The sequence below is a fragment of the Okibacterium fritillariae genome, assembly GCF_052783725.1.
In genome coordinates, this window is sequence record NZ_CP199917.1 from 326,211 (window position 1) to 343,218 (window position 17,008).

A 17,008-nucleotide genomic window follows, 5' to 3' on the forward strand; every position below is an offset into this window, starting at 1 on the left:
GTCATGGACTTTCGCAGTTTCGTGGCCGTGGGCGACAGCTTTACGGAGGGCGTCGGCGACGAGCTGCCCGACGGGCGCGTGCGCGGCTGGGCTGACCTGGTGGCGCAGGGCCTCGCCCTTTCGGCGGCCCCCGAAACCGTGACCTATGCCAACCTCGCCATCCGAGGCCGGCTGCTGGCGCCCATCGTCGGACCCCAGATGGATGCGGCGATCGAGTTGCGGCCCCAGCTGATCAGCATCAACGGCGGCGGCAACGACATCATGCGGCCGAAGGTGTCGATCGACGACGTGGCGTCGCAGCTCGTGGCGGCGGCCGATCGGGCGGTGGCTGAGGGCATCCATGTGCTCGTGATCAGCGGCGCCAACCCGACGAAACATCTGCCGATGGGGGCGCGCATCGAGGCGCGCGGCGACCTGCTGGCCGAGGCGGTGCGGGCGCAACTGCCGCGCGAGGGCATGACGTTCGTCGACAATTGGGCGGATGCCGAACTCGCCGACCTGCGCTACTGGTCGCGCGATCGGCTGCACCTGGCCCCGCGCGGGCACCGACGGGTGGCCTCGAACATTCTGGCGGCGCTCGACGTGCCGGCCCCCGAATTCGGCCCCGACCATGAGGATGTCTCGCGCCCGGCTACGGCGGCGTACTGGCGGGAGTACGTGCTGCCCTGGATCGGGCGTCGGCTGACCGGGCGGTCGTCGGGGGACAACCGGGAGCCGAAGTTCGCGACGTTGCAGCCGGTCGAGCTGCCGGGTGCGGTGACGAACGGTTAAGAGGAGTGGGCTGGGGGAGTGGCTGGGGGAGTGGCCGCGAAGGTCACCCGGGTGAGGGCTAGGTGCTCTTGCATGAGGTCGAGTAACGTGCGCGAGCCGCCGAGGTCGAGCCAGCGGTCGAGCGAGACGTTGAAGACGACGGCCGCCATGCGGCCCACGAGAGCTGAGGTCACCTCATCGACCCCGCGGTCGAGAAACCCCTGCTCGATCGCCTCGGCCAGCACCTCTTGTTTGCGCAGTTCGCGCTCGCGCAGCCCCGCATCCGATCGGATGACGGCACGGCGTGCGATCAAGAAGTCGAGCAGCCCGTCGAACCGGGTCGCGGCCACCGTCTCGAGGCTATGCGTGAGCGTGTCGTAGGGGCCGAGCTCGGCCGGCGCCTCAGCCATGAGCTGCGCGATGAACGGCGGCAGCCCGGCCTCGGCCGCGAATAGAACCTCGCGTTTATCGGCGAAGTGGCGGAAGAACGTGCGGGTGGTGAGCCCCGCCTCGGCCGTGATCTCGGGGACCGTCGTCTCGGCGAACCCCTGCCGCGCGAACAGCTCGAGGGCCGCGCGCTCCAGGCGCCCGCGCGCATCCGGCTGCCATCGACTCATAGACCCCAGTGTAGGTGATGACATTGCGTGTCATGTGGTGATACCTTTATGACACGAGATGTCATCACTCGATGCATCGCCCAACACTCCGCTGCGTTCGCTCCGCGCAGCACCCCGCGCTCGACATCCGTCCGCGGCCGCCCGACCCGACCCGCAGAGGACATCGCATGCCCACCAATCAGGCCGCCTGGCTTCCGCCGAAACATGCTCGCCTCAGCGTCGGGCCCGCCCCCTACACGCGCCCTGAGGCCGACGAGATCGTGGTCGAGAACCGGGCCGTGGCCATCAACCCCCTCGACTGGATCCTGCAAGAGGTCGGCACGATCATCTACCCGTGGGTGAAGTATCCGGCCGTCATCGGCACGGATGTCGCGGGCGTCGTCGTCGAGGTCGGCTCGGCTGTCACGCGCTTCGCCGTCGGTGACCGGGTGCTCGGCATGACGGTCGGCACCGACAAGGACAGCAACTCGTCGGCGCGCGGAGCCTTCCAGCGCTACAGCGTCGTCTTCGAGCGCCTGGCCTCGCCCATCCCCGACGACCTGCCCTTCGAGAACGCCGCCGTCCTGCCGCTCGGCCTCTCGACCGCCGCGTGCGCCCTCTTCGAGGCCGACCAGCTGGCGCTCGACTACCCGACCGCCGCTTCGGCCGGGACCGCGAGCAAGGGTACGGTCCTCGTCTGGGGTGCGTCGACGAGTGTCGGCAGCAACGCCGTGCAGCTCGCGGTCGCAGCCGGCTATGACGTCGTCGCCACGGCATCCCCCCGCAACTTCGACTACGTGCGCTCGCTCGGCGCCTCGCAGGTGTTCGACTACTCGAGCGCCTCGGTGGTCGGCGACATCGTGGCAGCCCTGCGCGGCACAACCTTCATGGGTGCGGCGGCGATCGGCGCCGGCTCCTCCGAACGCTGCTCCGACATCGTCCGCCGGGTCGACGGCCGCAAACGCATCGCCCTGCTCAGCACGCCCGTCTCCTTCAACAACGTCGTCGAGCCCGGCCGCCGCAAACGACTTCCCCTCACATTCATGCGCATCGGGATGTCGCAAGCGGCGTACTTCGCCAAGGCCGGCATGCGCGGCATCCGCTCGAAGTTCGTGGTCGGCAGCTCGCTCAAGAACACCCCCGTCAGCACGGCCATCTACGCCGACTTCCTGCCCCAGGCCCTGGCCGCGAAGACCTTCGCGGTCGCCCCCGAACCCCTCGTCATCGGCCACGGCCTCGACCAGGTGCAGGCCGCCTTCGACGCCAACCGCCGCGGCGTCTCGGCCCGCAAGGCGGTCGTCACCCTCTAAGTGACTTCACGCTCCCGATGATTAGTCGCCGGAGGCCGCGGTTTCGGCGAAGAGCGAGGTGTAGAACTCGCACTGCGCTGGGTGGTAATCGCGCTCGAAGTTGATGGCCGAGACATCCTCACCTGCGAGGTAGGCGGCCAATCGATCGAGGTAGTACTCCCACCCGGGTGCGACATCCGACACGGGGATGCTCCCATCCACCGACTGAGCAAACGTCAGCGTCGTGACCCCTGCCGTCTGGGCCAGCGTGATCTCCCAGTGCCATTCGTCGCCCGGGCCGCTCGCGTCGGGCTCGCTCTCGCCGGACCCGTTCTCGTCGCCGTCGGGTCCGCCGCCCATGTAGATCCGCGCCCGCAACCGTGACGGTGCCGAGCATTCGTCGAGATAAACGGTCTCGGCGGGGACATCGTCACCCTCGGCAGTCATCCGAAATTGCACGGAGCCGCTGCCAGGATCACCCGTCCACTCGCCGACCCACTGCTGCAGCTCGGCCGATTCGGTGATCGACGCCCACACTTCGTCGATTCCCGCCTCGAACCGCCGATCGAACACGACCGCCTCGCCAAACTCTCTCGCCTCTCGACGCCCCGTCGGCTCTGCGGCCATGGTCACCCCTTTCGCTCACCCCAGCGTCCTCCTCCCGTGGACCAAACGGAAGACCTGCAGCTGTACCCACCGAGCCGCGGTTCGTCGCTCTGGGCCAAGCCGATCAAGAGCCGCCGCCTCAATGCCTCCCGTGAAGTGCCGGGTGTCGCCGCTGATTCGGAATTCCGCCGGACTCCGACCAGGGGAGGGGGCCGGCCGTGGCTCGTGGATACGACACGAGGCCGCCGGCGCCTCAAGGGCAACGGCGGCCTCGCAGGCGCTTCGGGAGACGGGGCTAGCCCGTGGTGTTCCAGTGGTAGTGGCCGTTGGCGTCGGGGCCCTTGCCGCCGCAGACGTAGGTGCGTCCGTTGTCGGCGACGCCCGAGCTGCCGACCGCGGCGTCGGGGCAGAAGGCGCCTGGGATCACGCCGCCCGGCGCGGGGGCCGGTGCGGGAGCGGGAGCGGGGGCAGGTGCGGGAGCCGGAGCAGGCGCGGGCGCCGGGGCAGGTGCCGGAGCGGGAGCGGGCGCAGGCTTGGGCGCGGGAGCCGGTTTAGGTGCGGGCGCGGGTGCCGGAGCAGGAGCAGGTGTCGGCGCCGGAGCGGCAACCGTGATCGTCACGGTCTGCCCCTTCTCGAGCGCACTACCGGCCGAGGGCGTCTGCGAGACGACGTTCCACGAAGCGCGGGTCGCCGCATCGACACCATCCGCGCCGGCATAGGCGATTACATAGCCGGCCGTTTCGAGGGTCGTGGCGGCGTCGGTGGCACTCTTGCCCACGACATCCGCGATCGGGAATGCCTCCGGGGTCGGTGTGGGGGTGGGGGTCGGCGTCGGAGTGCGCGTCGGGGTGGCCGAAGCGCTAGCGCTCGGGGATGTCTCTGCCACAGACGTCTGCGCTCCGGCCGGCAGCAGGGCACCACCCGCGATAAGCGCGGCCACGGCGACACCGGCCGTGATGCCGCCCGCCCCGCGCGAACGCAGCAGCATGGCCCACGAGGCGCGCCCGGTGATGGCGACGTAAACGCCCGTGAGCAGCCCGGCGATGCCGAGCATCATGAGGAATCCTCCGAGGCCGCCCGACACGAGCCCGATCAAGGCGAACGCCAGGACGACCGCGCCGACGATCCACGTCGAGGCGCCGATCTTGCGCTGAGGCTTCGCGCCGTGAGGCCCGGTCACACTCCGCGCCCCTGCGGCCCGATTCTGAGCGGATGTCGGAATCACCACGGTCGGAGCCGACGACCCGCTGCGCGCATCAAACCCTTGCGTCTTCTCGGTCCAGCGCATGCCGTCCCACCACCGCAGCTGACCGTTGTTGTCGCGGAACCATCCCGCGGGCGTGTTGCCTGATTCATCCATGAATTCATCCCCACTTAGGCGCCTCATAGCGCGCCCAAAGAGTATGAGCGTCCTACTTTGTCGCGCTATCCCTCATTCGGGGTGACCCTCGACGAATCCTCGCAATCCCGCGGCCCGCCCGCGCGCCGTTCACCGCCGAACAGGGGCTACCCCCTCAGCGCCGCATGCGTTTACCGGCCAACCTGCTCGATCAAGCCCTGAATAAAGGGGATGACATCTCCCGCCTGCCCCACGGCCGCAAATGCCGTCGCCACCAACGGCCACAACGACACCACCAGCGTGGAAATCACCGCACCCACCGCCAGAACCCACGCCACCGCACCATTGCGGGTCGCAACGATCAGTGCCAACAACACGAGCGCGAGCCCCAGCCCGATCACGAGCGCCACCGCGATCGACCCGACGGGAACGTCGAGTGCCCCCACGGTGCTGCCATCCGCCGCCCCGATCAGTCCGAGCACCGGCAGCAGCACGAACACCACGGTCGAGACGCAGAGAACGGCCCCGGTCACAAGAGCGGCCCACACCGCTGCGGGCCGCGGGCGACGAGCCCCCGAGGTCGAAACACGCGAAAAGAGTGGCACGGTCGTGAGCTCCCGTCTAATCATCCTGTCGTCGAGCGCCCAATACGCCCTCCCCTAAGACGCTCTCCGACGAGGTTTCGTCACGATTTGCTGGATGAGGGTCCACGACTGTGCGCCAATTGCCCGGCGGTCGGCCACCAGCGGTCAGAAGACGAAAGGCGGAAGCTGCGGGGGGCAACGAATTTCGCTCACGACGACGAACCACGAACTCGCACGCACACGTCCCGGAGGGCAGCAGGGTCACAGCGGGTCTCGTAGAGTCAGGGGATGCCGCGCCGAATCGAACTCCAGGACGCCGCCGACGGGATCAGCGGCCACCTCGGTCGTTACGCGCCGTGGGAGGACCGCCGGGATTCGTCCGTGATGTGGGAATGCCTGAAAGACGCCGCCTGGCGCGACACCACGTTCCATTTCGACATGATCACCGGCCTGGTCGAACCCCGAGGCCGCCACACCGTGCGCACGGCCGCCATGCTCCCCGCCGACCTGTGGCGTCACGTGGAACGCCGACGCCTTCCCCGCGACTGGGTGCGCGTGGCATCCGTCTCGGTGAGTGTTGCCTGGCCGGACGACGACACCGAGCCGATCCGCGCGCGGCTGCAGGCCCGCATTCTCGACGACCGCGCCACCGAACACACGTCGACCCGCAATCTCACGATCGACCTCGACGACATCAGCGTGCCGCGCCGCCCACGCGATCCGGATGCCACAGCCCCCACCCACCGCGGCCCCTTCGCCCGCCTGCGCACCCTACTCTCTCGCCGGCGCTAACCAAGCCGCCTCCCACCCACCGAGCATCCCTCACATTGCGGATACCCTGGACTCGACGAACTTTTCGAAGGAGCACAACATGGCGGAATTCCTACTCCCCTTGATCGGCCTCATCACCCTCGTCGGCGGTGGCCTCGGCGCGGCAGCCCTCCTCGCCCTCGCGCGCAGCAGCCGCTACTAAACCCCACCCCTTGGTGCCCCGCCCACCAACCCAGCGGACGCCATGAGCGAAGACGACCTCGCTCGCGACAAGCCGACGGCGATGAACCGCGCCGTCTTCTGCGGCCTCATCACGCTGGTTGCAATCGCGGGCGCCATCTTCATCCCCGACACGGCCCTCTCGCGCGTCCTCGACATCCCGCTCCGCTGGCTCAGCCTCGTCGCCGCCCTCATCTTCCTCTGGATGACGATCTCGGCCATCCGCGTCATGCGCCGCAATGAGTAGCATCTGTCGCAGCGGGGCGGTTGGGAGCGCGTAGCCAGGTCAGACGGATATGTCTTCGAGGGCGAAAATCTGCGGGAGCGTACGACGCCTACTGGATCATCGAGTGCTCACGAAATCAGCCGGGCGCGCGAGGGGGCTCCTTTGGGTCCGCGATCAGACTGTTTCGGATTACGAAAATCATGTCTCCAACGTGGATGGCGGGAGCAGGTCCGGTAAATGAAGCTTCTATGGCCCAGGCCCACTGGGGTGCCACCCGACGCGCCGGGAGGGGCGCGACGAACCGGACGGATCGCGGATATCATCCAGACCAACGCAGTTGTTATCCAAAGCACTCGCGCTTGAACGCAGGGGTGGAGATGAAGTTCGGGGGAAGTTCGTCGATGGAGCTCAGCTTCCGTACCCGGCAGCTCCGGGAATTCTGCATCAGGCCTACCGCGGGTGTAATGCACCTGGAGGATATTGCCGACCTTGTGGCGACGTTGGCTGACCTAATGGCTGCCGGCGAGCTCAGGGAGATACCCTGGGGTGTGGTCGTGAACGAGCTGGACCCTGGCGAGGTCACCATCAGCATCAATCCTGGCTGGAACATTGAAGGTCGCGTGGATCATGTGCCACAACTGGCGAGGCATGCCGGCTTGCGTTCAACCAGAATCCGCATCGATGAGCTGCGTAATAGGGAGAACAGAAGATGAATCCAACTACGGCCTTTGAGCCTCGGTGGGCTTCTAGTCCTTCCGAAGCGGTCCGACGATTGATCAAACAAAGGGGCTGGTCGATTGAAGACCTCGCCGACCAGCTCGGTATTGGTGACCCCGCTACTCGACGACTAATTGCAGGAACTCACGAGTTCACTGACGAACTCGCTACGTTGCTTTCGGACCGGCTCGGCGGATCGGTCGATTTTTGGTTAACACGCGAGCGTCAATACCGAGAAGCGAAGGAATGGCTTACCGTCGACGAGTTCGTGCAGCGCATGCCTTTGGCTCAAATGATCCAACTAGGGTGGGTCGAGTCGAGCGACAGCTGGCGATCTCAGGCGAGGATAGGTCTGGACTTCTTCGGAGCGTCCGATGCCGAGGAGGGCTCCAAGAAGATTAGCGAAGCCATTGGGGCTGCCCATTATCGAACCTCTAGCGCCTTTTCTTCCGAAGAAGTGACGTTGGCCGCCTGGCTACGGCGAGCTGAGCTGGAAGCCGATGCGCTTGAGGTTGACGAATGGGACGCCACTCGACTTCACCAAAATCTGCCGGTTATGCGGAGCTTGACTCGTATGCCGGATCCCACAAATTTCCTTCCGGCTCTTCAGAAGCTTTGTGCCGAGGCGGGGGTTGCGGTAGTCGTGGTTAGGGCGCCGAAAGGGTGCGTCCTTAGTGGGGCAGCGTTCAAGACATCGAACGGCGTAGCCGCCATCGCATTGTCTGCGCGACACCTTAGTGACGACCATTTCTGGTTCACGGTTTTCCACGAGCTCGGCCACCTTTTACTACACGGCACTGATGAAACGTTCCTTGATGATTTCGAGACGGCGCCTCAGTCGGATGGGATCAGTTCGCTGGAGGCTGAGGCAAATCGATTCGCACAAGAGTCCCTCATGCCCGGTGGTCTGGATGCCTTGCGGGTGGCTGGCCGGGGTCCGACCAAGCGTGACTTGCTGAGGTTCGCATCGAGTTGCAACATTTCGGCTGGGGTCGTGGTAGGCCAACTACAGCACGAAGGAGTTCTTGGCTACAACCAGCTAAACACGCTTAAGCGTCGCTACAAATGGGACGGCGTTACCCTGAGAACCTAATGTAATGAGCCGGGCTCTTCTGCCAATTGCAGATCGCGTCTTCCAGTACGTCTGGGGAGATACCTGTCGCCGAAGACAGATTTTGTAGCGAAGATTGAAGTTCGCGCGCGCTGGCATGAGAGCCGTTCTGACTCAACAACATCGTTGCACCGGCAAGCGGTCCGGTAGCGCCAACGAGATATGAATGCGGCGGCACCACCTCAAGTAAGCCCAAACGATGCAGAGTCGTGAGGTAGTCGAATCTTGCGATTCGACCGAATCGCCTAACATCTCGCATTGACCGAAATAGCGCGTCGAAACGATCTTCCGGGCTCAGTGAGACGAACGGTGCGAAACGCTGATTATGCTCGCCTCCCTCGGAATGCACCCAGTCGATATAGCTTTCAAACGCTGACCCGGTCCCGGTCTGGGCCCATGCATTGAGGCTCTCGTACTTCCGATGATTGCCAAACCCGTGCGGGCCCGGTTGCCTGCGCAATTCCTGGTTGTTGTCATGGAGCCAGAATCGGAAAGCGGTGACATCGTTTGACGTATTCGACCAGTTCCAAAGCCCGCCCTGTCCAAGTCGCCCGTAGACCTCGCGGACGTAACGCCACCCTGCGCGGCGGTGTTTTCCGAAGTGAACATAGAGGAACACCAACCAGATGGCCTCGTCGTATTCGCCGGCTCGCTGTTTGATGATGGCCGCGCGCAACGGGTCGAAGCCAGGCGATGCGGGATCTACACTCGCAGGGTCTAGCTCGCGTTCGAGAAGGACTGCGAAGTAACGAACGCGTTGTTCCGAATCGATTATCTGCTGAATTAGCGATCCGCGCACGCCGGGATCGCTGATTCCAGGTAAAGGACCGTTGTGCGCCTCGAAATCTTCAAGAAGCGCCGCTATCCGCTCGGCCTCAGTGATGTAGTTAGCGCGCACTTGTTTCCTCGAATCGCAGAAGTCGATCAGTCAGGTAGACCTTGAAAAAATCATTGGTAAATGACGCTCGTATCTGATTGAGTTCAGTTTCGGACGAAGCGCGTAAGGCAAGAAGCAGACGAATTAGATCGTCCCAATAGTCCGCTCCTAGATCACCTAAAGCCGGGACGCTCACATTGACCCGCAGAGCTTGTTCGGCGGACTGTAACCGAGCCACGCCCGCCTCGAGGTCGTCTATCGGCATCGATGGCATCGGCGTCGACGGGTGCCACCCCTCACCAATAAATGCGCGAGCGTCATCGGAGTTCCGTGCGTATAGGTGGAGGCTGCCGACGAAGTGCTTGTAAGTCCCCAGCTTCACTCCTAGGCGTATCGCGACAAGCTCTTGAATCATCGTGAACGTGAATATGTCGTGTGGCAGTCCCAGGTACGCGTCGTTCGAGCGCATATGTGTCACCATGTCCAACCGTCCCTCGCGGATGAAGAACTGAATATTTGTGGTGCATGGGACATCTTTCTCATTCTGAAGGTCTTGATGCGCGAAAATCTGCACAACGGCCTGACGGCTCGAAGGGCGTTGGCGTAGAAGGTCAACTACGTCCGATAGCCGATGGTTCTCGCCGAATAAACGAGGTCCATATGCGCCCTCAACTCGGCCATCCACCGCAAATTCGGGATAGATCGAGATGTAATATTCGATGAATTCGAGATCATCCGATCCGGACATATACCAGAGCAATTCGCCTAGGGCGCTGAAAATGCGACTCCGCTTAGCGCTCCGACTGACTCTGGCACGAGGATCCGTAAGCTCGATCACTGCCCCGGTGATCTCGAGCGCCTCACCCTTCGTAGGGTGGATCGTCACACCGTCCCGAAGGAGCCTTGAATATGTCTCCTGCAAAACATCATCGAGTGACGCTTCGCTAACGCACAGAATCGACATCTTCCCCCTCGAATTATTCGAACCCTCGGCTCACGTTAGCGGACGAGAATGACTCGCATCGACATCTAAGAGGGGTTATCACCGTGGCGATATCGCAGGCGGTTAGAGTTGCTGAATGCTTGGTGACTACGATGCGTTACGCGTGGCTGCAGCGATCATAGAACAGGACGGCCTGGTGCTCGTGTGCCGTCGAAATCTCGATCGAGATTTTGGCGGAAAGTGGGAGTTTCCGGGCGGAAAAATCGAGCCGGGCGAATCACCGAGCCAAGCTCTCGTCCGAGAGATTCGCGAAGAGCTGGGCGTTACAGTCTCGGTCACCGGCACGTTCACTACGGACGACACAGTCGTGGGCGGCCTGGCGATCAGGCTTTTCTGTCTTCGAGCAGAACTGCTCGGTTCGCGACCTGAAAGCAGCACGGATCATGATGCCATCCGATGGGTGCAGTACGAGCGTCTCCCTGATCTGGACTGGGCAGAAGCGGACCTACCGGCCGTTCGGCTTCTATCCCTACGGAGGATCCGGTCCTAGTGCCCGGCAAAAGCCCAGCAAAGCTAAGCGGGTGATTAGCTGGTGCCCTGTGTGTAATCCGCCAACCCGGTGCGAGTGATCGACGGTTGCGGTCCGAACTAAATATTGATCTGAATTAGACCCACGGCCAGCTTGTCGGCGCGGAAAGCGTGATTCGACCTTGGCACTTCGCAAGCCTGCTTCAAATGAATGGATTAGTAGGTCATTGAGTGATTGCAGCATGGTCTAAATAGCTACCGCTCACTCATCGCGAGGTTCCGGCGCCCTCCTTCAGCAATAGCGCGCACCTCCGTCGCTGATTGCCATATTGTGTGAGCATGACGGACTGGAGCACACTCGCCCTCGGGGCCACTCAGGAGTTAGATGACGACGGAACCGCCGTCCAGGTGTATCACTCCGAGGGAGGGGTCTTTGTAATCCGACGCTACTTTGACGGTGCTTGGCAGAGTACGGTCTGGGTTCGTAGAGTTGCCCTTGGGTGGTCGGTCGCAGGAGGGCCAGAGACCTTTGGTGAAGTCGCCGGTGACCTCGGCATTGGAATAGCTCAAGGGATTCTGCGTAGCAGGGAGTCAACCTCGTAGGCCTGTGATCTTCATCGTCTTGCCGAATCAGCTAACTCGGAAGGTCAATGGCATCGTTGGATTGGAGGCGCTCGTAGGGTAGTTCTTCCAGGCGCCTGCAGGCGGGAGCTCAACAGGTGCATAGGGTGATGAAGAGCCCGGGGGAGAGTTTTCGTTCTGGGGGCCTTTATCTGAGTCGAGGCGAATGCTAGTTCGAATGTGCCGAACGGACGTGAACTTCAACTTCGAGTTGCCGGATCGCGTCCTACGCCCTCGCAACTGCCCGAGCTGGGACAGCAGCGGACTGCCTTGAGTTGCGATTCATGGAACTCTGCATATGAAAGCACCCTGTCGAGAGCCGCTTCACCGAGCCCGCTCACCGTACGTTTGCCGCGCCTGAAGATCGAAAGTTTGCTTCTGAGGCCTTTGCCTCGCAGGCGTATCGCGGCCGTCCGGCCAGCATGGGTCTCGCGGTACCGAACGGTGGGCGATAGAAGCCGATCGCATCGTCGTCGGTTTCGACATGAAAGTCGCCGCCGGGATGCGCCTCCGAATTCGTGAACGGCAGTGCGCGTAGCGACTCGAGCGGGCAAAACCATCCAGCGGTTTGCCCAGCTTGAAGTTACTGGCCCCCGCACCAAAATGATTCAGCATTCTGCTAAGTATTGCTGTGGGCGAGTGTCGTCGCTCTATATTTATGAAATGCACCTGCAGCGCCGCATGGTGAACAACTCGACGTTTCAGGGGGCAGTGTGGCTTCATCAGTAGATTTCAGCGAGGAAACTATCCGGAGAATCTTTGGTCACGAGGCCGCTGAAGATGAGGACGGAGAACGACTCAGGGAGTATTACCTCAAATCTTCAACCTACGAGCAAGTGACCGCGAATTTGCCTCTTCGAATCCTTGTCGGTCACAAGGGTGTCGGAAAGTCGGCACTCTTCCAGGTGGCGATGGCGGACGATCGTGATGCCAACCGCCTAACGCTAGTCGTTCAGCCGGACGACATCGCCGACATGGCAGAAGATACCCATGATTTTCTCAAGACAGTTCGCGCCTGGAAAATCGGACTTGGGGACCTACTGGCCAAAAAGGCCCTGACGGGGCTTGGATTCCGCGGAGAGACTGTGCCTGACCTCGCTAAGCGGTGGTCGGGGAAGCTCACCGATTACCTAATGCATACGATCAAAGATCCAAAGCTAGTTTCTCTGGATCCTACGAAAAAGGCTATTACCCAAAGTTTCCTGGATCGTGCGGAAATCTCGGTGTATATCGACGATCTCGATCGCGGGTGGCAGGGGCGGAAACAGGACATCACCCGTATATCTGCTCTACTGAATGCAGTACGAGATATCTCTAATGAGAACAAAAACATACGGTTCCGACTTGCCCTCCGGACCGACGTTTACTTCCTCGTGCGGACCAGTGATGAGTCAACGGACAAAATTGAGGGTTCGGTCGTATGGCAGCGATGGACTCAACAGGAAATCTTCGCGCTTCTCGCCCTCAGGATAGATACGTATCTGGGCCGGGACATCAACAGGGCGAGTTACTCGAAGAGTTCGCAGGGTTACCTTTCTCATTCTCTCGACCAGCTATTCGACGCGTATTTCAGCGGCGAGGGCCACTGGAAGGGCGCGCCGACCCACCGGGTTCTTATGTCCCTTATTCGTAAGCGGCCTCGAGACTTGGTGAAGCTGTGCACTTTGGCGGCTCAAAATGCCAAAATTTCGGGAAACGACCACATTACGAGCCAGAACTTGAAGAACATTTTCGAGGACTATTCGCAAGGGCGGATGCAGGACACCATCAACGAGTACCGGACCGAACTCCCTCAGATTGAAAGGCTCCTGTTTGGGATGAAACCCTCAAAGAAGGAGCGCACCGCGAAAGCCGGTTACACCTACGAAACATCGAAACTTCTCACCAAAATAAAAAGCATTCAAGAACAAGGCGCCTTCAAATTCGCCAACAGTAAGGTGGCCTCGACCAAGGATCTCGCTGCTTTCCTATACAAGATCAACTTCATCACCGCGCGAAAGGACTCTGGTTCGACGATAGAACGTCGGTACTTTGAAGAGTCCCGCTACCTACAAGCATCCTTCGTTGATTTCGGGTTCGATTGGGAAGTGCACCCTGCATATCGCTGGGCTTTGCAGCCGGAGAATATGGGAGATATCTTCGCTCAGCTAAAACTGTCTTCAGACGCTGATTAGGCGCGTCGGTCGACTTGTGTGTCATCGCGAGCTCGTGCATGCGATTAGGTGTCCTGCACGGCCTTTGGCTCTTCCGACTTCGCCAAGTAGCGCAATGGTAGTCGACAACGACCACGTTGGAGGCGCAAGAGTGCGGGCAACGCGCCTGAGCCTCCCGGCTGCCAAGAAGCCTTGCTTTAACCGGGTGCGCGCCGAGTCTGATTCAGGCGAGCACGTCGTGCGGTGGCGCGACAGGTTCTCTTTTTTTGGGCGTCGATCCAACACCTAGTACGACTCGTAGTGCAACCGGAAGACAAAGGATATTGATGATTGCTCTGCGTACCGATGAGCGTCGATTTCCAGCGGTCGAAGCGCTATTCGCCGATGGCGCTCGGCGCAAACTCATTATTGTTATCGACATCGACACTATCGACTTAGTCAGCGGTGTGACCGTGGAGACAATGCTGCTGGCGGGGCAGCTTGGCGACGAGAACATTGACTCATATAGATACTCCGACGGTGGAGCTCCCTCAGATGCATCGACCTTGACCACTAGATTCTGGGGCTCAGCGCCTATCGGCTGGTTGGAAGTTACTCCGGATGAAGAACCGGACGCCCTCCGAACCCACGGAATCTCTTGGTGCGATGGGGAATTAATCCACGATGGTGCCATTGGCGGTGAGACGGCCGCTGCGCTCGGGATGAATATCGCGCAGGTTCGTGGCGAGGATCTCAAATTTGAGAGCACACCTGACTCTGTCCTCGTAGCTGCGTGCGCTGAGATGGGCGCGGACATCTTGGTCACGAGCCGCGCAGGGTTAGCCTCACTTCGATCCGACTTTGCTCGGAATCTTACGATCGTTGGCGTAGATCCCGCTGTAGCGCTCGTCGGCCTATTCCTCCGATCGCGCGGAATTTACCTTCAAGCGGCGACACCGAATATTACGGTTAAGACCAGTAAGACGAACTTCTACCAATCCTCCGCATTGCTCTTCCTGCCGGATCACATCGAGCTACTTCATCGCGTTCAGATTCAGGCAGACGATAAGGGGCTGCCTCAATTGAAGGAGCTCGCGGGCGCCGCATTCAGTCGGATCAGCCGGTGCATCGAGCGTAGGGACCAGGTGTGGAGGCTGATAGACCAGCCTCCGACCATAGACACTGGGGAAGATATTGCCGCGACCATGGAGACGTTACTCACGTATCTAATGGGGACATTGGATGCAATGGCCCGCCTATTGCACATCGTTTATAGTTTGCGAGGTGAGCTTCATCACGTCGGTTGGCAAAAGGCGACGTGGTCAAGCGAGTTGCGCAGAAACGGGCTCTCGATTTGGGAAACCGTTTACGGGCACCCGAGCCATCCACATGCACTGACCGTCGTTCGTTTACTTCGAAATTCCATCCATGCTGAAGGCCTCGCATCTGTTGCGTTCAGGCAAAGAGGGAAGATCGCGGAGCTGCGGCTCATGATCCCGCGAAAGGATGGCCGGCCGATAATGGCAGCGGCGTCGCTTGTCTCGCCACTCAGCGGATGGGGGTTACAAGAGCTCGCATCTGGCGAGTTCATTGCCGACCCGGGACTGATAGTGGAGCGAACAATACTGGCCACCATTGAGTTCGTCGCTGACGTTGAGGCGGCGCTCTTGGGCTATCTACGTACCGTCACACACTTGCCCGGGATGCCCTTCGCCGAGCGAGGTATTTTTTCTCGAGAGGCGGTCGCGGATGCTCAGCGCATGCTCTTAGGCTGGAACAGGTCGGATTAGCCTTCGAGTAAGGCAGCTAGGGGCAACTGGACCGGAACACTTCAGTCGCGTCTTGCTCGGCCAGGCGTGTCGATTCGCGAGGCTGTTCCGACGAAGTTCGACTTTTCCGTGCGCACCGTCAAACGGGATCTCGCCGCCCTCGAACGCAGCGGCGCGCCCATCTGGTCGCGGCCCGGGCCCGGCGGTGGCTACGGGCTGGCGGTGGGTGCATCCCTGCCGCCGGTCAGCTTGTCGGCAGAGCAGGCGGTGGCGCTCATGGCTGCTGCGTCGGCCGCGCGCGATGCCCCCTACTCAGATCTGGCGGCAGCCGGCATCCAGAAGATCGTGGATGTCCTCGACCCCCGCACCCGCGCCCGCGCGGAGCAGCTGGCCGGCCGCGTCTGGGTCGACGCGCCACCGTCGCCCTCGCGTGCGACCCGTCCGGCGCTGGAGGAGGGGATGGCCGAGCAGCGAGTCGTCCGCCTCCGCTACACCGCGCAATCCGGGGCCACGACCACGCGCGACGTCGAGCCCGTGCTGTTCGCGTCCACGAACGGCCAGTGGTACCTCATCGGGTGGTGCCGGATGCGCGACGCAATGCGCTGGTTCACGGTGTCCCGCATCGAGCGGGCTAGCGTGACCAAGATGGCGTGCGCAGGGCACACCGTGGATGAGGTCGGCGAGCCGCCGGCAAATGCCAGGCCGGTGCATGGGCGGGGCGACTGAGCCACGTCAGTGGGCACCGCGAACATTAATAAAGGTGTCCATTCCGCGGTTCAACCTGTCGATGCGAATGCGGAGTAGACAATGAACAGAAGGCCGAAAAAGCCTGCCGCAATCAAACCGAGAATTCCGAGTACAACCCCTCCTCCGTTCTTGATTTTGAAGAACGCGAAGAGCGCTCCTACTAGCGCCGCGATGGCGAGGAGGAGGCAGAATGCAATGCCTGGGTTCATGCGTTGGTGCCGCCTTCTAGGATCATTTCGGTCATTTGGGCCGGGGCGACTGGTCTTAGTCAGTGCCCATTGAGAACAACGTAGGAGCTCAAGCGCGTTCCCACGCCGAGCAGACCCGTCAGCAGCGGTGGCCGTCGCAGGTGGGCTCACTGTAGTAGTTCAGCGAGTTCTGCACGACGAGGACGTACTCGGATTTCATGTTCAGGACCGCGTGCGCGACTTCGTCACCGAAAGGGGCGTCCTGCGTGACGGGCGTCGAAGGATAGATCTTCGGAGCATCCGCTATGTCGGCGAGGACACCTTCGTTCTGGATGCTTCCCAACTGTAAACCGATGGTGGGTTCGTAGACCTCGCAGCTGTAACCGCCCGTGACGAAGTACCTGGACGGGGCGGTCGAGTTCAGATTGTCGGCGGTGGCGAGTTCGGGTGCAAGTGGTGCCTCGTCGCATCCCTGCGTTGCGTATGCGCTATTCACTGCCGTGGCGATCTCGGCCGGGTCGGTCATTTGTGGGAACGCGTAGATGCTTACGCGCGTCATGGAGCAGCTGTACGTCTGGACTGAGTAGGGCGGCTTGAAGCCGTCCCCGGTCGAGCTTCCGCCGCACCCGTCGACCGTCCTTGCGGCGATGAGCGGAAAACCTGCCGTAGTCTTCAGAAAACTGGACTGCGCGGACATCCGTTCGGTCGCGGCGGCTCGCTCGACTTCCGCCCATGACGGCGACGGCACATCGGCATCATCCGTCTGCGGCGTGCACCCGCAGAGCGCCAGAACGCAACAGATAGCGGCCAGGCCGACCGACTTCATTTTCATGTCACCCTCAATTCAGCGGCACCCGCCAGGGCTGTACGTGCGCCTGTGTCCGTGCGTCAGCTTTCGACTCTTGTTGCGGCAGGCTGTTTGCACGGAGGCGACGCGGCGAACGGAGATGAAACAACTGCTTAGATGTCTACACCAACGGACACGCGATAGGGGG

General features: G+C 61.8%; 17 protein-coding genes. 10 read left to right on the top strand and 7 right to left on the bottom strand.

Going from position 1 to position 17,008, the window contains the following annotated elements:
- Window positions 1-3: 3 nt before the first annotated feature.
- On the top strand, window positions 4-771 hold the full coding sequence (locus ACUWEX_RS01620) for an SGNH/GDSL hydrolase family protein (RefSeq protein ID WP_445996899.1): 768 nt from the start codon (window positions 4-6) through the stop codon (window positions 769-771).
- Here the strand turns inward: ACUWEX_RS01620 and ACUWEX_RS01625 are convergent.
- A complete protein-coding gene (locus tag ACUWEX_RS01625; RefSeq protein WP_445996900.1) occupies window positions 768-1,367 on the bottom strand; it encodes a TetR/AcrR family transcriptional regulator in 600 nt (199 codons plus the stop codon). The two genes, ACUWEX_RS01620 and ACUWEX_RS01625, sit on opposite strands and share 4 nt — an antisense overlap.
- Before the next feature lie 167 nt (window positions 1,368-1,534).
- Between ACUWEX_RS01625 and ACUWEX_RS01630 the strand changes: the two genes are divergently transcribed.
- The gene (locus ACUWEX_RS01630) at window positions 1,535-2,656 is read left to right on the top strand and encodes a zinc-binding alcohol dehydrogenase family protein (RefSeq protein ID WP_445996901.1); all 1,122 of its coding nucleotides are present in this window, start codon (window positions 1,535-1,537) and stop codon (window positions 2,654-2,656) included.
- 21 nt (window positions 2,657-2,677) lie between these two features.
- Here the strand turns inward: ACUWEX_RS01630 and ACUWEX_RS01635 are convergent, their stop codons facing one another.
- The 3 genes from ACUWEX_RS01635 to ACUWEX_RS01645 form a co-directional block, all read right to left on the bottom strand.
- Window positions 2,678-3,262: an SRPBCC domain-containing protein gene (locus ACUWEX_RS01635; RefSeq protein ID WP_445996902.1), complete on the bottom strand. Its 585-nt coding sequence runs from the start codon at window positions 3,260-3,262 to the stop codon at window positions 2,678-2,680.
- A 274-nt stretch (window positions 3,263-3,536) separates the two neighbouring features.
- Window positions 3,537-4,601, bottom strand: coding sequence for a PASTA domain-containing protein (locus ACUWEX_RS01640; RefSeq protein WP_445996903.1), 1,065 nt, complete (start codon window positions 4,599-4,601; stop codon window positions 3,537-3,539).
- Window positions 4,602-4,771: 170 nt separating this feature from the next.
- On the bottom strand, window positions 4,772-5,113 hold the full coding sequence (locus tag ACUWEX_RS01645) for a hypothetical protein (RefSeq protein ID WP_445996904.1): 342 nt from the start codon (window positions 5,111-5,113) through the stop codon (window positions 4,772-4,774).
- Window positions 5,114-5,452: 339 nt separating this feature from the next.
- Here ACUWEX_RS01645 and ACUWEX_RS01650 point away from each other — a divergent pair, with 339 nt between their 5' ends.
- The 4 genes from ACUWEX_RS01650 to ACUWEX_RS01665 all read left to right on the top strand — a co-directional run bounded on the left by ACUWEX_RS01650 (window position 5,453) and on the right by ACUWEX_RS01665 (window position 8,190).
- Entirely contained in the window at window positions 5,453-5,956 is a 504-nt protein-coding gene (locus tag ACUWEX_RS01650) for a hypothetical protein (protein ID WP_445996905.1), read from the top strand.
- Window positions 5,957-6,179: 223 nt separating this feature from the next.
- Window positions 6,180-6,401: a hypothetical protein gene (locus ACUWEX_RS01655; protein ID WP_445996906.1), complete on the top strand. Its 222-nt coding sequence runs from the start codon at window positions 6,180-6,182 to the stop codon at window positions 6,399-6,401.
- A 350-nt stretch (window positions 6,402-6,751) separates the two neighbouring features.
- Window positions 6,752-7,093, top strand: a complete 342-nt coding sequence (locus ACUWEX_RS01660; protein ID WP_445996907.1) for a hypothetical protein — start codon at window positions 6,752-6,754, stop codon at window positions 7,091-7,093.
- On the top strand, window positions 7,090-8,190 hold the full coding sequence (locus ACUWEX_RS01665) for an ImmA/IrrE family metallo-endopeptidase (RefSeq protein ID WP_445996908.1): 1,101 nt from the start codon (window positions 7,090-7,092) through the stop codon (window positions 8,188-8,190). The genes ACUWEX_RS01660 and ACUWEX_RS01665 overlap by 4 nt, the downstream gene beginning before the upstream one ends.
- Here the strand turns inward: ACUWEX_RS01665 and ACUWEX_RS01670 are convergent.
- Together ACUWEX_RS01670 and ACUWEX_RS01675 are read right to left on the bottom strand one after the other, a co-directional pair.
- A complete protein-coding gene (locus tag ACUWEX_RS01670; RefSeq protein WP_445996909.1) occupies window positions 8,174-9,106 on the bottom strand; it encodes an alpha-glutamyl/putrescinyl thymine pyrophosphorylase clade 3 protein in 933 nt (310 codons plus the stop codon). The genes ACUWEX_RS01665 and ACUWEX_RS01670 overlap by 17 nt on opposite strands.
- Window positions 9,096-10,049, bottom strand: a complete 954-nt coding sequence (locus ACUWEX_RS01675; protein ID WP_445996910.1) for a thymidylate synthase — start codon at window positions 10,047-10,049, stop codon at window positions 9,096-9,098. Before ACUWEX_RS01675 ends, ACUWEX_RS01670 begins: the two co-directional genes overlap by 11 nt.
- 115 nt (window positions 10,050-10,164) lie before the next feature.
- Between ACUWEX_RS01675 and ACUWEX_RS01680 the strand changes: the two genes are divergently transcribed.
- The 4 genes from ACUWEX_RS01680 (at window position 10,165) to ACUWEX_RS01695 (ending at window position 15,804) form a co-directional block, all read left to right on the top strand.
- Entirely contained in the window at window positions 10,165-10,578 is a 414-nt protein-coding gene (locus ACUWEX_RS01680) for a (deoxy)nucleoside triphosphate pyrophosphohydrolase (protein WP_445996911.1), read from the top strand.
- A gap of 1,312 nt (window positions 10,579-11,890) precedes the next feature.
- The gene (locus tag ACUWEX_RS01685; RefSeq protein WP_445996912.1) at window positions 11,891-13,351 is read left to right on the top strand and encodes a P-loop ATPase, Sll1717 family; all 1,461 of its coding nucleotides are present in this window, start codon (window positions 11,891-11,893) and stop codon (window positions 13,349-13,351) included.
- A 305-nt stretch (window positions 13,352-13,656) separates the two neighbouring features.
- The gene (locus ACUWEX_RS01690; protein ID WP_445996913.1) at window positions 13,657-15,099 is read left to right on the top strand and encodes a hypothetical protein; all 1,443 of its coding nucleotides are present in this window, start codon (window positions 13,657-13,659) and stop codon (window positions 15,097-15,099) included.
- 66 nt (window positions 15,100-15,165) lie between these two features.
- Window positions 15,166-15,804, top strand: a complete 639-nt coding sequence (locus tag ACUWEX_RS01695) for a helix-turn-helix transcriptional regulator (RefSeq protein WP_445996914.1) — start codon at window positions 15,166-15,168, stop codon at window positions 15,802-15,804.
- 348 nt (window positions 15,805-16,152) lie between these two features.
- On the opposite strand, the gene ACUWEX_RS01700 is transcribed toward ACUWEX_RS01695, so the two are convergent.
- Window positions 16,153-16,845 (bottom strand): hypothetical protein, encoded by a 693-nt coding sequence (locus tag ACUWEX_RS01700; protein WP_445996915.1) that lies wholly within the window; start codon window positions 16,843-16,845, stop codon window positions 16,153-16,155.
- Between the last annotated feature and the right edge of the window lie 163 nt (window positions 16,846-17,008).

Bases quoted from the DNA above. Each gene is read 5' to 3' on its own strand.
- ACUWEX_RS01620 (WP_445996899.1), top strand. From the start codon at position 4: ATGGACTTTCGCAGTTTCGTGGCCGTGGGCGACAGCTTTACGGAGGGC.
- ACUWEX_RS01625 (WP_445996900.1), bottom strand. From the start codon at position 1,367: ATGAGTCGATGGCAGCCGGATGCGCGCGGGCGCCTGGAGCGCGCGGCC.
- ACUWEX_RS01630 (WP_445996901.1), top strand. From the start codon at position 1,535: ATGCCCACCAATCAGGCCGCCTGGCTTCCGCCGAAACATGCTCGCCTC.
- ACUWEX_RS01635 (WP_445996902.1), bottom strand. From the start codon at position 3,262: ATGGCCGCAGAGCCGACGGGGCGTCGAGAGGCGAGAGAGTTTGGCGAG.
- ACUWEX_RS01640 (WP_445996903.1), bottom strand. From the start codon at position 4,601: ATGGATGAATCAGGCAACACGCCCGCGGGATGGTTCCGCGACAACAAC.
- ACUWEX_RS01650 (WP_445996905.1), top strand. From the start codon at position 5,453: ATGCCGCGCCGAATCGAACTCCAGGACGCCGCCGACGGGATCAGCGGC.
- ACUWEX_RS01655 (WP_445996906.1), top strand. From the start codon at position 6,180: ATGAGCGAAGACGACCTCGCTCGCGACAAGCCGACGGCGATGAACCGC.
- ACUWEX_RS01665 (WP_445996908.1), top strand. From the start codon at position 7,090: ATGAATCCAACTACGGCCTTTGAGCCTCGGTGGGCTTCTAGTCCTTCC.
- ACUWEX_RS01675 (WP_445996910.1), bottom strand. From the start codon at position 10,049: ATGTCGATTCTGTGCGTTAGCGAAGCGTCACTCGATGATGTTTTGCAG.
- ACUWEX_RS01680 (WP_445996911.1), top strand. From the start codon at position 10,165: ATGCTTGGTGACTACGATGCGTTACGCGTGGCTGCAGCGATCATAGAA.
- ACUWEX_RS01690 (WP_445996913.1), top strand. From the start codon at position 13,657: ATGATTGCTCTGCGTACCGATGAGCGTCGATTTCCAGCGGTCGAAGCG.
- ACUWEX_RS01700 (WP_445996915.1), bottom strand. From the start codon at position 16,845: ATGAAAATGAAGTCGGTCGGCCTGGCCGCTATCTGTTGCGTTCTGGCG.